Here is a 13,679-nt window from a genome sequence, read left to right on the forward strand (position 1 = left end):
ACGAGGTTGGTTATGGGAAAATCAAATAAACTTAAGAAAAAATATGGAATTAAAGATATTAGTGAACAGGGTTTTTTTGAACATTTTTTTGAACTCGCACTCTGGAATTCCAGATTTGTCGTAGTTTTAGCAGTTATTTTTGGAACTCTTGGATCAATCATGTTATTCTTAGCAGGATCTGCTGAAATATTTCATACAATCATAACGTATATTTCAGACCCGTTGAGTAGTGAACAACACAATCAAATTTTAATCGGGGTTATCGGTGCTGTTGACCTTTATTTAATTGGAGTTGTACTTTTAATATTTAGTTTCGGGATATACGAATTATTTATCTCAAAAATTGATATTGCAAGAGTAGATGATGATGTTTCAAACATACTAGAAATATATTCTCTAGATGAATTAAAAAGTAAAATCATAAAAGTTATAATAATGGTTTTAGTAGTCAGCTTTTTCCAGAGAGTTCTCTCAATGCACTTTGAAACATCGTTAGATATGATATATATGGCAATATCCATATTTGCAATATCACTTGGAGTTTATTTCATGCACAAACAAAAAGTGTAATACAATTATTCTAAAATCTTGCATTTTTTTAATTTATTCAATATTTCTAGGTATTTATTGGACTCATTGCAGATATACCCAATAAATAATTCATGCCTATTTAGTGGAGCTTTTTCCACATTTAATTCATAATGATAAAAATTTTCTGATTCCTGCATATCTACGTCTAAACATTTCTTGCAGTATATATTATACAAGATATTTTCTCGTAAATAATTAAAATAACCCAAAGCATACTTGCTAGATTTCGGTATTTCAAATCTAGACTGTTTATTGTGATATAATAGCAACATATTTTCTGCAATTGAAATTTCCTGACCTACTACCTCGAGTATTTCTGGAATTTTTAGAACTATTTCACAGTTATTTTTGACACATTCTTCAAAACTTTCTGAATTTTCAATTAAATACAGATAATAGCGGTATTCATGATTATATCTGTCCAAAGTATCCCCCAATAATTAAAAATAATTATATGGCCAAATATGGGAAATTTGGATTAATACACAAATGGGATTAATCATTAATAATTCTGTTTTCATTCCAATATTAATACCTTTTTAAAATTTTAAAGGAAAAATAACATCTAATTGCTTCTTTTGGATTCCTGAGTTTTTTGTTCTTTCATATTTAGTTTTCACAGAAACCCTTCTTGATAAAAAAATAATTAAAATTTAAAAAAGTATTATCTCGGCATTAATAAATACCAAGCCTTATCATCATGTTCCTGATATCTAACAGCCATAAATTCAGTTTTAGACTTTTTTGACATTTCATGGGTGAAAGTTATAAATGGACATTTTTGTTCACTAACTTCCCCCCTCATTTGTTTTAGTATAGAATAGAGTCGCTTAAAATAAGTTATACTATCGTCTTCATCAGGATAAATAGCATCATAAACATTTCTAGTTATGTACACAGGTTCGATAAAACCCCTTCTTTTCGCATATCGAGAAACATTTATGACCTCGGCCCCAGGCTTTATTACTGGCTCGATTTCTTCTAATTCTTCAGGTATTTCAAAATTGCCCCTCATCAAAAATCCCCTCCAAAGGAAGTAAATTAATATATGGGTTAACATTGCATTTAAATATATGGGTAGAATGGATATTCTTACTTTTTTTAAAAATAGGAATACATTTAGGGGAAATAATAAAAATTAAAGCTATTTTTACACATTTGTGATAAAGCATATAATTAATCATAATTCAAAAATACCTCCAATAAATGCCCTTTTAAAATCAACATATAAAAAATCAAAATCAGTAAAAAGTAATTTATAGGTTAAATGACATTGTAGAATCTAAATTTTAGAAAAATAATCGATTTTATAGATTTAAACCCTATTTTCATCCAAAATTCTTAAAAAAGTATTTAATGGAAGAAATATATATTCTGTAGATTAAATCAGGAACGGAAAAACATGGTATCCCAAGACGACATACTTTACGAATTTTACAATAACGATGGAATACTCACTACTGAAGAGTTAAAAGACCTATCTGGAATTCCAAGAGAAGAAAGTATAAGGAGTATTTCAAAATCTATGAATTCTCTGATTCAAAAAAAACTGATTGGAAAGGTAAAGGGGCCAAAAAACAGCACGATTTATTTCCTAACAAATCCGTACTATTTCCTGTGTGATGATGATGAAAGATTGAGGCATGAAAAAACGCACTGTTTAAATGTCATAAAAAAGGTCATGGAACACCATGATGAATGCAAAATTTTTGAACAACAGGACATGCTTATCCTAAAATTCAATGCAACGTACCAGATTCGAAATCATCTTAAATTGATAAAATCAGTCATAGAACTTTTTGGAAACTGCTTAAAATATGTTTTACATGACAATTACATCATAGTAACTGGAAAAACACACTTGGAAATAGATATGTTTAATATCAACCGATTTTTAGGGCAGGAAAAAGAAATTAACTTTAAAAATAATATAAAATAAATTTAAATGCAGTATATTTCTTCTGCTTCTAAAACTTCAGTATTATGATCTTTTAATACTTCAATTCCTTTTTTAACGTCTTCAGTTCTTAAAACTGCTAGTGCTTTATCACCCATTGAAAATGCGTAGACATAATCAATGCTGATATTTTCTTTTGAAAGAATATCGAGAGTTTTTGAAAGAGCACCGATTTCGTTTGGAATGCATATACATATAACGTCAGTTAAGCTAACTGAAAATCTATTTTCTTTTAAAACTTTTAATGCAAGATCTGGATTTGAAACAACCATTCTTAAAATTCCATAATCAGAAGTGTCTGCAACGCTGAGTGCTGAGATATTTATTCCTGATTTTTCGAGGATTTCGGTTACTTCTTTTAGTCTTCCGGATTTATTTTCTAAAAATACTGATAATTGTTTGATAATCATATTAACCCCTCCATTAAAGTTTTCTTTTGTCAATTACTCTTTTAGCCTTTCCTTCGGTTCTTTCGATAGTTTTTGGCTCTACAAGCTTAATTTTAACACTTATTCCTAAGGTACTTTCAATATTATGCTTGATTTTTTTGCTTAACTGTTCAAGCATGCTAATTTTGTCTGAGAAGAACTGATCTTCAACTTCCACCCAAACTTCAAGAACGTCTAAATTATTTATTCTATCTACTATTAATAAGTAGTGTGGCTTTGTTTCGCTCATTTCTAAAAGAACGCTTTCGATTTGTGATGGGAAAACATTAACTCCCCTTATAATTAACATATCGTCGCTTCTTCCAGTACACTTGTTCATTCTAACAAGAGTTCTTCCGCATTCACATTTTTCATAATTTAATGAAGTTAAATCTCTTGTTCTGTACCTTAAAAGAGGCATTCCTTCTTTTGTAATTGTGGTAAACACGAGTTCACCCTCACTTCCAGCTGGGAGTGGTTTTAAGGTAACTGGATCAATAATTTCAGGAACAAAATGGTCTTCGTTTACGTGTAAACCTGCCTGATATTCACAATCACATGCTACACCAGGGCCCATTACTTCACTTAAACCGTAAATATCCATTGCTTTTATTCCAAGTTTAATTTCAATTTCTTTTCTCATGCCTGGAGTCCAAGGTTCCGCACCAAAGATTCCAACCCTTAAACTGATGTCATCGGTGGTCATTCCTGCTTCTTCAAGAGATTCTGCCAAATAAAGAGCGTATGACGGAGTACATGCAAGAACTGTTGTTTTAAAATCAGCCATTAATTGAACTTGTTTTTGGGTATTTCCACCAGAAATTGGAATTACGGTTGCACCCAATTTTTCACTTCCGTAGTGCAATCCAAGACCTCCAGTAAAAAGGCCGTATCCATAAGCAATCTGAATAAAATCCTCTCTTGAAGCTCCTGCACAGTTTAATGCCCTTGCAACAACTTCAGACCACATTGCAATGTCTCTTCTTGTATATCCGACAACAGTTGGCTTTCCAGTGGTTCCTGATGAAGCGTGAACTCTCACGATTTCGCTCATTGGAACTGAAAATATTCCAAAAGGATAGTTATCCCTTAAATCCTGTTTTGTTGTAAATGGTAATTTTGAAAGATCGTCAATACTTTGAATATCTTCAGGGTAAACGCCCATCTCTTGCATCTTTTTCCGGTAAAACGGAACATTGTGGTAAACACGATTAACAGTTTCTGAGAGTCTTTTGCTTTGAAGTTCCCTCATTTCTTCTCGATCCATGCATTCAATAGTTTCATTCCAAATCATTATATCCCTTCTATTCTAGATTGTAACCCAATTCAAAAGCTTTTAAATTCAATTCCAGAAACTTTTCAGGAACGGTATCTTTTATAGCTTTTATCCATTCTTCTTTTTTAATGTTGCTATTTTGTGCGAGAACCCCTATTAAGGCAACATTAACCGCTTTTATCGTTCCTGCATTTTTTGCAAGAGATAGTGCATCTACCGGAATATATCCAATGTTTAATTCTTCAAGTTTTTCACCTAAATCAGCAGGATACTCCATATCCCCCGTTATCACCGGCATTGGATCTATTCTTTGAGTATTTACTACCAATTTTCCATTTTCTTTTAAATAATCTACGTATCTTGCACCTTCGAGCATTTCAAAAGCCAAAACTATGTCTGCGGTTCCTTTTTCAACTACAGGGGAATAAACTTTGTCGCCAAATTTAACATATGCAACTACACTACCGCCCCTTTGAGACATTCCGTGAACTTCTGAAACTTTTACGTCTTTTCCGAGATTTTGTGCAAGCGTTCCTAAAATTTTAGAGGTTAAAACTGCGCCCTGCCCACCAACTGCTGCGATGACGATATTCATTATTTTACCACCTCAACTATTGCTGAAAATTTACATAAGTCTTTACAAAGCCCGCATCCAACGCATAATGAATCGTTTATCTTTGCAACTTTTCCGTCAAATGAAATTGCTGGACATCCTATTTTTAAACATAATTTGCAGCCAGTACAAAGTTCAGGATCTATTCTATAATCTTTAAAATCAAATTTGGCGCCTTTTATCAATACACAAGGTCTTTTTGTAATGATTAACGAAGGTTCTTCTGCATTTACTTCTTCTTTTATCGTTTCTTCGAGTGATTTTAAATCGTACGCGTCAACCACTCGAATTCTGTTTATTCCAATTGCTCTTCCAAGTGTTTCAAAATCAATTGCAGGAACACTTTCTCCAGAGAGTGTTTTTCCAGTTGAAGGGTTTTCTTGGTGTCCCGTCATTGCAGTGATTGAATTATCTAAAATTATCACGGTACTGTGTCCTTTGTTGTATACAATATCCATTAAACCAGTAACTCCAGAATGACAGAATGTAGAGTCTCCGATAACCGCAACAGATTTTTTAGCGAAATCTTTTCCTCTTGCTTTTTCAAATCCGTGTGCCATTCCAATACTTGCGCCCATACAGATTGTGGTATCGATTGCATTTAATGGCCCAAATCCCCCAAGGGTGTAACAGCCAATGTCTCCAGCAACATGGAGTTTTAATTTTTTAAGAACATAAAATGGACCCCTATGGTGGCATCCAGGACACAGGACTGGTGGCCTTTGAGGTAACTCATCAAATTTATCAATAACTTCTTTTGATTCGTTTAAAAGCGCATTTCTAATTATTTCGCTGCTTAATTCTCCGATAATTGGGAATATTTCTTTTCCAATTACGTTTAATCCCATTGATTTAATTTTTTGCTCAAAAATGGGTTCCAATTCTTCAAAAACATAAACTTTATCGCAATTTTCAACGAATTCTTTAATTTTTTCTTCTGGAAGAGGGTAGCTCATTCCAAATTTCAAAAAAGATGCATCGGGAATAACTTCCTTTGCGTAATTGTATGCAATTCCGCTCGTAATAATTCCGATTTTTTTATTCCCATATTCAATTTTGGTTAAATCTGATGAATCTGCAAAAGTGGATAGTTCTTCTAATCTTTCTTCGATGAAAACTCTTCTTTTTTTCGCATATGCAGGTGCTGAAATATATTTCGAAGGATTTTGATCATATGGTTTTAGTTCAATTGATTCTTTTTCTTCCAATTCAACCAGACTTTGTGAGTGAGATACTCTCGTGCTGAGTCTCAATATTACTGGAGTATCAAATTTTTCACTGATTTCAAAACCCAATTTAACAAAATCTTTACATTCTTGACTGTCCGAAGGTTCTAATACCGGTATTTTTGCAAACATTCCATAATATCTTGTATCTTGCTCGTTTTGGGAACTGTGCATACTAGGATCATCTGCAACAACTATCAAAAGTCCTGCATTAATTCCTGTATATGCGACAGTCATCAATGGATCTGCTGCAACGTTTAATCCCACGTGTTTCATTGAAACTATGGTTCTAGCGCCTGCAATTGCTGAACCGATACCTACTTCAAGAGCAACTTTTTCATTTACAGACCATTCCGAATTAATTTCAGAATATTTTGAAATATATTCGGTAATCTCAGTACTAGGGGTTCCGGGATACGCTGTTGCCACAAGAACCCCTGCTTCGTAAGCGCCTCTCGCCACTGCCTCGTTTCCAAGCATTAATTTTTTCATGATCAGCCTCTCAAACGAATAGTTGATAAAATATTTGCGTGATTTTTATGAAAATAACGATTAATCCAATATTTGATAAGGATTTAAACAATATCAAATCTTTCCGGTTTGAATATGGAATGACTGTTATTTATGCATATTGTAAATTGTTGAAATAAAAAAGCCGCAAATACGTTAAAATAATAAGTTTGAAAATACTAAAAAAAAGAAATTCTGGATGAATATCCAGTAATTTATAGTCAAAACCCCTATTTCTTAAATTACCCTTCCGATTATTCAAGCAATTGATGAATGTATCCCTATATTTTGGGACAATTAACTATTTTTGAATGGAACACCATATAAAAATTGTTACCTAGATTTATTAGATAAGATTGTATCAAAATTAAAATAAAATTGAAAAAAAATGCAATTGATTAAGTTTACTCGATTTCAAAATATTTTACTCTTAATTTAGTATATGTTCCATCATCACACATATCCAGCAAGTATTCATTTATACTTTTCATCAAATCTTCATTTTCAAGTGGGAAAACTATTCCAAAGTAGTGAATATCGGTATTTTCTAGAATATTTAAATCAGTTCCATTTTTTTTTAAATATTTACAAATGAAATAATCAGCAAGTATTCCATCCACTTCACCAGATACTAGTGCCGAATTTAAATCATAATAATCATAATATTTTACAATTTCAAAATTGACGCTTTTTTTGTATGATTCCGTATGATCCACATAAACCGTATCGCCGACGACCCCTATTTTTTTACCTTCAAAATCCGTTAAACTTGAATAATCCAAATCTAAGCATGCTAGGGAAGAATATGAGTACATGTACAATTGTGAAAATAATGAATCTTCCTCTCTTGAAGCCGTTTTAGTTATCGCCGAAATTGAACAATCTACATTTCCAGAACGGGCTGCAATATAATTTCCATATTTATAATCGGTTTCAACAAACTCAACTTTTTTATTCATCCTTTTGGCAATTTCTGAAATTAATTCTATTTCAAAACCTTTTAATTCACCTTTTTCATAATACTGATATGGGGGGATATATGGATATATACCAACCACCAATTTATCAGATTCAAAATACTCTTTAGAGGTAATGCATGCACTTGTTAATACTAACATACTAAAAAGTATTAATATTGCAGTTTTTTTCAAATAGTCACCTTTTTTTACCGAGTACGTATTAAATTGTTAACTAATTATCGTTTTAATATTAAATATACTTTTTGTGTAGGGCATTTGTAGAAACCCTAAATCCACTTTTTTCGTCTGAAAAACATTACCATTGAAGTTAAAATCAACCCCATTACAATAAGAACATAAAAATATCCAAAATTCCATTTTAATTCAGGCATATTCTCAAAATTCATCCCATAAAGTCCTGCAACAAATGAAAGTGGAATAAAGATTGTGGAAATTATTGTAAGTACCTTCATAATTTCGTTCATGTTATTGCCCATTACAGAAAGATGTATTTCCGCAATATTTGACGTATTGTCCTTTAAAACATCAATCGTTTCAATTAAATGGACTGTGTGGTCGTATAGGTCATGAATGTATAATAAATTACGTTTTTCGATAAATTCATACTCATCCCTACTGAATTTATGAAATATTTCTTTAAATGGCCCTATATTTTTCCGTAACACCACCAATATTTGTCTTATTTGCTTTACACGTACAATTTCTTCATTTTCAATTTCTGAAAACAGTTTTGAATCATATTTTTCAATTTCATCTTCAATATGTGAAATTATTTCAAAATAATGGTCAATTATAGAATCGAGTAGTGCATAGAACAAATAATCCAGTCCTTTTTCACGAATTGATCCTTTTTTGTTTGAAATCCTATCGAGTAAATGTTCAATAATATGAATATCCTGTTCAAAAAATGTAATCAATATATTGTTTTTCAAAAGTATGCTGAGCTGTTCTGATTCGAGTGGTTTTTTTGGATCTTCTTGGTGGATTATCCTTGTTACAAGGTATTTGTATTTCCCATAAACTTCGAATTTAGTTCTTTGACTTGTATTGAGTATATCTTCAAGGGTTAATTTGTGAAGTTCATATTTTTCACCAATCAACCTCATTTCTTCGGCATTTGGAATCCCCGAAAATATAATCCAATTTACACATGAATGGTCAATAATTATCTCATCTAGACTTTTTACCTGTTTTTTCAAAAAATTATCCATATTATAACTGATAAATAGTATTTCAGTCTCTTTTAAATCAATTTCACCAGTATATACCAAATCTCCTGGGGGCAACCCTGCTTTTTTTGAATAAGTACTTCCAATTTTTCTCATACTCCCACCTTAAGCCAAAACTTCGGTTAAAACTGTTACATGCTTACTTGACTTTTTATGACGTTTATATACCTTCAAAAGTTCGTGTGCTCCCAAGAATACAAATGAAGCAAGTATCACATACGCCCAATCAATAAGCCCCATCGGTGCAAAACCAATTGTTTTGTTTATTGGAGAAACATATATTGCAGTAAACGTAAAAACTATTGAAATCAGTATTGAATAAATCATATTTACATTTCTAAAGATTGTTCTGCTAAATAACGTTTCGTAAGAGTATCTTCGCGAAAGAATATTCATAAACTGGCAGAATGCAATTGTAGCATAGCTTATCGTGGTTGCAAGCGGATATAATTCATGAATTGTAGTTAGTTCAAGGTTATTCCTAAATATAAACAGTCCAAAGTTTAAAAATGCTAAAAAACCCATTAAAAATCCGAAAAATAAGATTTCTGAGATTACATATTTATTTAAAATGTGTTCTTCTTTTCTTCTTGGTCGTGCATTCATTATATCTTTTGATGCAGGATCAAACGTAAGTGCCGTTAATGGCAAAATTTCTGCGAGAAGGTCGATTGCAAGTATTTGAATCGTTAATATTGGCATTGGCCAGCCCATATACGCTACAGCAAGTAATCCTATTAAAACTATTGTCAATTCTCCCCCATTACTTGTAAGAGATGCGATAATTGTTTTTGTAAGATTATTGTAGATTGTACGCCCCTCTCGAATTGCATAAACTAGTGTTGAAAAGCTATCATCCAATAAAATAAGTTCAGATGCCTCTTTTGATACATCAGTTCCAATTTTTCCCATTGCAACCCCGATATGGGAACTTTTTAGGGCAGGAGCATCATTTACACCATCCCCCGTTACTGCAACGATTTGTCCTTGCTCTTTTAGCGTTTTTACGATTCTAAGTTTATTTTCAGGCGAAGTTCTTGAAAATATCAGTGCATCATTTTCAGACATTTTTTGTTTTAATTCTTCATCAGACATCGAATCGAGTTCTTTTCCAGTTATAACATTTACTTCTCGACCACCATCTGCTAAAAATATCTGTTTTCCAACCGCCTGTGCAGTTATCGCATGATCCCCAGTCATGATGTAAGTTTTTATGTGTGCTTCGTGTGCTTTTTTTATTGCATCTTTTACACCTTCTTTTGGAGGGTCACTCATAGCCATTAATCCTAAAAAAACCATATCTTTTTCAGTATTTTCAACCGAATATTCTCCTTCATTGTTTTCTAATTCACGATATGCAAATGCAAGAATCCTCATTGCTTTTTTTGAATATTCCATATTTAACTCATTTATCATTTCAATGTCTTCTTTTTTTAATTCAAAAATTTTTCCATCCTTATAAATATATTTACTAACTGAAATAACACTATCAATTGCTCCTTTCATCATTAAAGTCTTTTTATCCTTAAAAAGCCGAATAGAACTCATTCTTTTTCGAACAGAATCAAAGCTAAATTCTTGAATTTTGGGATATTCTTCATCCTCATTTAATGACATAATGACTAATTTTCTAGCAACAGTTATCAAAGCTGCCTCTGTTGGATCCCCAATTGGATACCATCCATAATGATTTTCATCCGGTTCGTGAATTTCTGCATTTGAAGCCATTGTTGCGGCATTAAAAATTAATTTCATTTTTGAAAGATTTGTTTCATCCATTTCATTTCCTGTCATGTCATAAATAGTACCCTTTGGTTCATATCCAACACCCGTTATTTCATACTCGTTTCCATCAAACCAGATGTTTTTAACAGTAATTTCATTTTTAGTTAATGTTCCGGTTTTATCGGTTGTAATTACGTTTGTTGAACCGAGTGTTTCGACTGCTGAGAGTTTTTTTATTACTGCATTTTTCTTTGCAAGTTTAGAAACTCCATTTGCAAGTGCAACTGTAATTTGCATTGGAAGGGCCTGCGGAACTATCGCAACTGCAATTCCGAGACCATAGATTAAACCAAATTTTAAACCTAAACCCTGATTTAAACTTATTAAAAAAATAATTGAAGCAATAATTATCGCAAAAAACGTAATTTTATTTGCAATATTACTCAGTTCAATTTGTAACGGAGATTTTGCAAGTTTTTCTTCTCGCGTAAGATTCGCAATTCTCCCAAGTTCAGTATTCATTCCTGTTGCTACAACAATTCCTTTGGCATTTCCTGTCGCAATATTCGTTCCAAGATAAACCATATTTGTACGGTCAGCAACCCCAACTTCTGAATTAATTATTTCAGTATCTTTTTCTTGAGGCATTGATTCTCCAGTGAGTGAAAAGTCATTGGTGCTCAAATTGTAAGATTCGATCAATCGGATATCCGCAGGTACTTTGTCACCCTCATCAAGATGCACGATATCCCCGACAACCAACAACTCCTGTGAAATTTCCTGTAGTTCACCGTCACGATAAACTTTTGAAGGGGACTTTATCAATTTTTTTAAAGAATCCATTATATTTTCGGCCTTATTCTCTTGATAATATCCAATTATTGCATTGATTATCACAATTAATGCCATTATGGTTCCATCCCGATAATTGCCAATCGAAAAAGAAACTGCCGATGCAAAAATTAAAACTGCCGCAAAAACGTCTTTAAATTGAAATAAAAATTTTAGCCATTTTGGAAGCCTAAGTTCCACATTTAATTCATTTTTTCCAAAATTTTTCAGCCTTTTTTCAGCGTTTGTTTTGGAAAGTCCTGTTTTTTCAGATTCTAATCTTTCAAATACTTCTGAAATTGGCATCAAATAATAATCGGTATCTGGCATCCCCTCCCCCCCGACAAAATACTAATAGTTATCCATTTAAAAACAATTCATCATTTAATTAATTTTTAATATGTAAAAGAACTGATTTAAACATTTTCAAAATAGGGACTTTAAAAATACATTGTTGATAGAATTTATAAAAAAATAAAAAAATTTGTTAGTTATTCCATTGTAAATACAAGAGTTACTTCTTGATCCACCAATCTTAAGTAGTATTGACCAGCACCTGTTCCCGCACTCATCTGGAAGTTAAATTCATCACATCCTTCTGGTGCAGTAATTTCAAAACAGCTTGATTCCAACGTTACATTCTCGCCATTTATGGTGCATACATAATCTGACTTCATTCTTAGAACGATATTTGATGCCGTAAAATTTTTCCAAGTTTCGTTTAATGGAACATATATAACAGTACCGTCAGCATAATTTTTAATTAAATTTGTTTTTACATTATCAAGGGAATAGGTTACCACACTATTATCCGTAATGTTAGTGTATGATGCATTAAATTCATTGTTTGTTACCGCATCGTTAGGGTTAATGTTAATTACGCCAGTAGTAAGTTTTACTATTGCATTATTGATTACATCGACGTCAAATCCTGAAGTAAACCCGCAATAAGATGTTTCCTGAACATCGTTAACAGTAGTCGTTTCAAAAGCGCCTTTAGACATTTCTAAAGCCACATATGAACCAGAAACTAAAACTGCGAGGATCAATATTACCATTTCTATAGATAATTGCCCTTTGTTAGACATATAATCACCGCCGTTAAGACATATATGGATCATAAATATGTATTGATCAATATAATTAAAATATATCCATTCAATAATATTAATCTTACGTATTAGTTAAGTAAATTAATTAAAACCTAAATAAATGGGCTTAATTAAAAAATATTCTCAAAAAAATATTTCTAACATAAAATTATAAAATAGATTTAAAAACGCCCCCATCGGGATTTGAACCCGAGTCCACGGATCCGCAGTCCGCGAGGATATCCTACCTACCCCATGAGGGCATATGCAATGATAATTACGGGATTTTGATTAATCCTTTTAACATACTCATAAAAAATATATTAATAGTTTTTGGTTGTTTTAAGATTTTAATCTATTTATTTAAACAATAAAACTTATTTTAAAATATTTTTATAATTTTAAAATAATTATTCTATTTTATTCCTTGCATACTTTCACAATTTCTTTAACCAGATCTTTTTGAATTCTTCCTTCATTTCTGTCACCCTTGGTGCATGCAGCACCCCTAACACCAACGATGTCACAACCAATTTCTTTTAACATTGGAATTTCTTCAATTTTAATTGAACCTGCAAGAGCACATTTCATTCCATATTTGTGTGTTTCTTCGACAAATTCCTTTAATAATTCAATGCTCATGTGGTCAAACAATGTTTTTCCATCTTTTACAGCCGTATCTAACATTGCAACGTCGCATCCTGCATCTCTTGCAACTTTAGGGATAACTAATGGATCAACTCCACCAATTCTGTATGCATCCGCATATCCTGCAGCTACAACAATTTTGTCTTCCCCAACATATTTTACTGCTTTTGTAACATTTTTCATTACGTCCACGGCTTCTTGGTATGACCTTGTACCGTAAAGTCCAACCTTTATATAATCAGCACCACTTACTGTTGCCCCCAAAGCTGCAAGTGTAACAGTTCCCGGTTTATATGGAACATCCCCTATTGCAGCACTCACAAGCCTTCCTTCTGGCGTTGCTTCTCTTATTTCTTTAATTACCCATGGAAAGTTTGCACCCAATGAACCTTCAGGAGGATTTTTGACATCAATTATATCGGCACCACCTTCGATTGCTTCGTAGGCTTCAGCAACATCTTTAGGACTTACAAGTAATATCACAATTTCACCCAATAATTTCCGTAGTTTACCTAAGATTATAAATATGTATTCGTAGTTATTCTATCTGATTTATAATATCCAAAATTATTTA

General features: G+C 32.2%; 13 protein-coding genes and 1 tRNA gene. 2 read left to right on the forward strand and 12 right to left on the reverse strand.

The window, feature by feature from the left end; all coding sequences use genetic code 11:
- Nucleotides 1–12: 12 nt before the first annotated feature.
- Complete coding sequence (locus MMARC5_RS04320) at nucleotides 13–570, forward strand: YqhA family protein (RefSeq protein WP_011868618.1); 558 nt, start codon at nucleotides 13–15, stop codon at nucleotides 568–570.
- 5 nt (nucleotides 571–575) lie between these two features.
- Here the strand turns inward: MMARC5_RS04320 and MMARC5_RS04325 are convergent, their stop codons facing one another.
- The gene (locus MMARC5_RS04325; protein ID WP_011868619.1) at nucleotides 576–1,016 is read right to left on the reverse strand and encodes a hypothetical protein; all 441 of its coding nucleotides are present in this window, start codon (nucleotides 1,014–1,016) and stop codon (nucleotides 576–578) included.
- Between the two features lie 239 nt (nucleotides 1,017–1,255).
- Entirely contained in the window at nucleotides 1,256–1,606 is a 351-nt protein-coding gene (locus tag MMARC5_RS04330) for a hypothetical protein (RefSeq protein WP_011868620.1), read from the reverse strand.
- Between the two features lie 387 nt (nucleotides 1,607–1,993).
- Here MMARC5_RS04330 and MMARC5_RS04335 point away from each other — a divergent pair, with 387 nt between their 5' ends.
- Entirely contained in the window at nucleotides 1,994–2,530 is a 537-nt protein-coding gene (locus tag MMARC5_RS04335) for a MarR family transcriptional regulator (RefSeq protein ID WP_011868621.1), read from the forward strand.
- 2 nt (nucleotides 2,531–2,532) lie between these two features.
- Here MMARC5_RS04335 and MMARC5_RS04340 read toward each other — a convergent pair whose 3' ends face one another.
- The 10 genes from MMARC5_RS04340 to MMARC5_RS04385 all read right to left on the reverse strand — a co-directional run bounded on the left by MMARC5_RS04340 (nucleotide 2,533) and on the right by MMARC5_RS04385 (nucleotide 13,588).
- Nucleotides 2,533–2,958, reverse strand: a complete 426-nt coding sequence (locus tag MMARC5_RS04340; protein WP_011868622.1) for an ACT domain-containing protein — start codon at nucleotides 2,956–2,958, stop codon at nucleotides 2,533–2,535.
- A gap of 13 nt (nucleotides 2,959–2,971) precedes the next feature.
- Nucleotides 2,972–4,270 carry a phenylacetate--CoA ligase family protein gene (locus MMARC5_RS04345; RefSeq protein WP_011868623.1) on the reverse strand — a complete coding sequence of 433 codons (1,299 nt, stop codon included), beginning with the start codon at nucleotides 4,268–4,270 and terminating at the stop codon, nucleotides 2,972–2,974.
- 10 nt (nucleotides 4,271–4,280) lie between these two features.
- On the reverse strand, nucleotides 4,281–4,847 hold the full coding sequence (locus MMARC5_RS04350; protein WP_011868624.1) for an indolepyruvate oxidoreductase subunit beta: 567 nt from the start codon (nucleotides 4,845–4,847) through the stop codon (nucleotides 4,281–4,283).
- A complete protein-coding gene (iorA, locus tag MMARC5_RS04355) occupies nucleotides 4,847–6,583 on the reverse strand; it encodes an indolepyruvate ferredoxin oxidoreductase subunit alpha (RefSeq protein WP_011868625.1) in 1,737 nt (578 codons plus the stop codon). Before iorA ends, MMARC5_RS04350 begins: the two co-directional genes overlap by 1 nt.
- Nucleotides 6,584–7,005: 422 nt before the next feature.
- Nucleotides 7,006–7,752 carry an ABC transporter substrate-binding protein gene (locus MMARC5_RS04360; protein ID WP_011868626.1) on the reverse strand — a complete coding sequence of 249 codons (747 nt, stop codon included), beginning with the start codon at nucleotides 7,750–7,752 and terminating at the stop codon, nucleotides 7,006–7,008.
- 95 nt (nucleotides 7,753–7,847) lie between these two features.
- On the reverse strand, nucleotides 7,848–8,906 hold the full coding sequence (gene corA, locus MMARC5_RS04365; RefSeq protein WP_011868627.1) for a magnesium/cobalt transporter CorA: 1,059 nt from the start codon (nucleotides 8,904–8,906) through the stop codon (nucleotides 7,848–7,850).
- A 9-nt stretch (nucleotides 8,907–8,915) separates the two neighbouring features.
- Nucleotides 8,916–11,696 carry a cation-translocating P-type ATPase gene (locus MMARC5_RS04370; protein ID WP_011868628.1) on the reverse strand — a complete coding sequence of 927 codons (2,781 nt, stop codon included), beginning with the start codon at nucleotides 11,694–11,696 and terminating at the stop codon, nucleotides 8,916–8,918.
- 161 nt (nucleotides 11,697–11,857) lie between these two features.
- Nucleotides 11,858–12,454: a class III signal peptide-containing protein gene (locus tag MMARC5_RS04375; protein WP_011868629.1), complete on the reverse strand. Its 597-nt coding sequence runs from the start codon at nucleotides 12,452–12,454 to the stop codon at nucleotides 11,858–11,860.
- A 192-nt stretch (nucleotides 12,455–12,646) separates the two neighbouring features.
- A tRNA-Arg gene (locus MMARC5_RS04380) sits at nucleotides 12,647–12,720 on the reverse strand.
- Between the two features lie 157 nt (nucleotides 12,721–12,877).
- A complete protein-coding gene (locus MMARC5_RS04385; RefSeq protein WP_011868630.1) occupies nucleotides 12,878–13,588 on the reverse strand; it encodes a (5-formylfuran-3-yl)methyl phosphate synthase in 711 nt (236 codons plus the stop codon).
- Nucleotides 13,589–13,679: the final 91 nt, after the last annotated feature.

The organism is Methanococcus maripaludis C5, assembly GCF_000016125.1.
Taxonomy (GTDB): domain Archaea; phylum AGJL01; class Methanococci; order Methanococcales; family Methanococcaceae; genus Methanococcus; species Methanococcus maripaludis_D.

What these genes read in the sequence shown, in the direction of transcription:
- MMARC5_RS04320 (WP_011868618.1), top strand. Translation starts at nt 13, where the DNA reads ATGGGAAAATCAAATAAACTTAAGAAAAAATATGGAATTAAAGATATT.
- MMARC5_RS04330 (WP_011868620.1), bottom strand. Translation starts at nt 1,606, where the DNA reads ATGAGGGGCAATTTTGAAATACCTGAAGAATTAGAAGAAATCGAGCCA.
- MMARC5_RS04335 (WP_011868621.1), top strand. Translation starts at nt 1,994, where the DNA reads ATGGTATCCCAAGACGACATACTTTACGAATTTTACAATAACGATGGA.
- MMARC5_RS04340 (WP_011868622.1), bottom strand. Translation starts at nt 2,958, where the DNA reads ATGATTATCAAACAATTATCAGTATTTTTAGAAAATAAATCCGGAAGA.
- MMARC5_RS04345 (WP_011868623.1), bottom strand. Translation starts at nt 4,270, where the DNA reads ATGATTTGGAATGAAACTATTGAATGCATGGATCGAGAAGAAATGAGG.
- MMARC5_RS04350 (WP_011868624.1), bottom strand. Translation starts at nt 4,847, where the DNA reads ATGAATATCGTCATCGCAGCAGTTGGTGGGCAGGGCGCAGTTTTAACC.
- iorA (WP_011868625.1), bottom strand. Translation starts at nt 6,583, where the DNA reads ATGAAAAAATTAATGCTTGGAAACGAGGCAGTGGCGAGAGGCGCTTAC.
- corA (WP_011868627.1), bottom strand. Translation starts at nt 8,906, where the DNA reads ATGAGAAAAATTGGAAGTACTTATTCAAAAAAAGCAGGGTTGCCCCCA.
- MMARC5_RS04370 (WP_011868628.1), bottom strand. Translation starts at nt 11,696, where the DNA reads ATGCCAGATACCGATTATTATTTGATGCCAATTTCAGAAGTATTTGAA.
- MMARC5_RS04375 (WP_011868629.1), bottom strand. Translation starts at nt 12,454, where the DNA reads ATGTCTAACAAAGGGCAATTATCTATAGAAATGGTAATATTGATCCTC.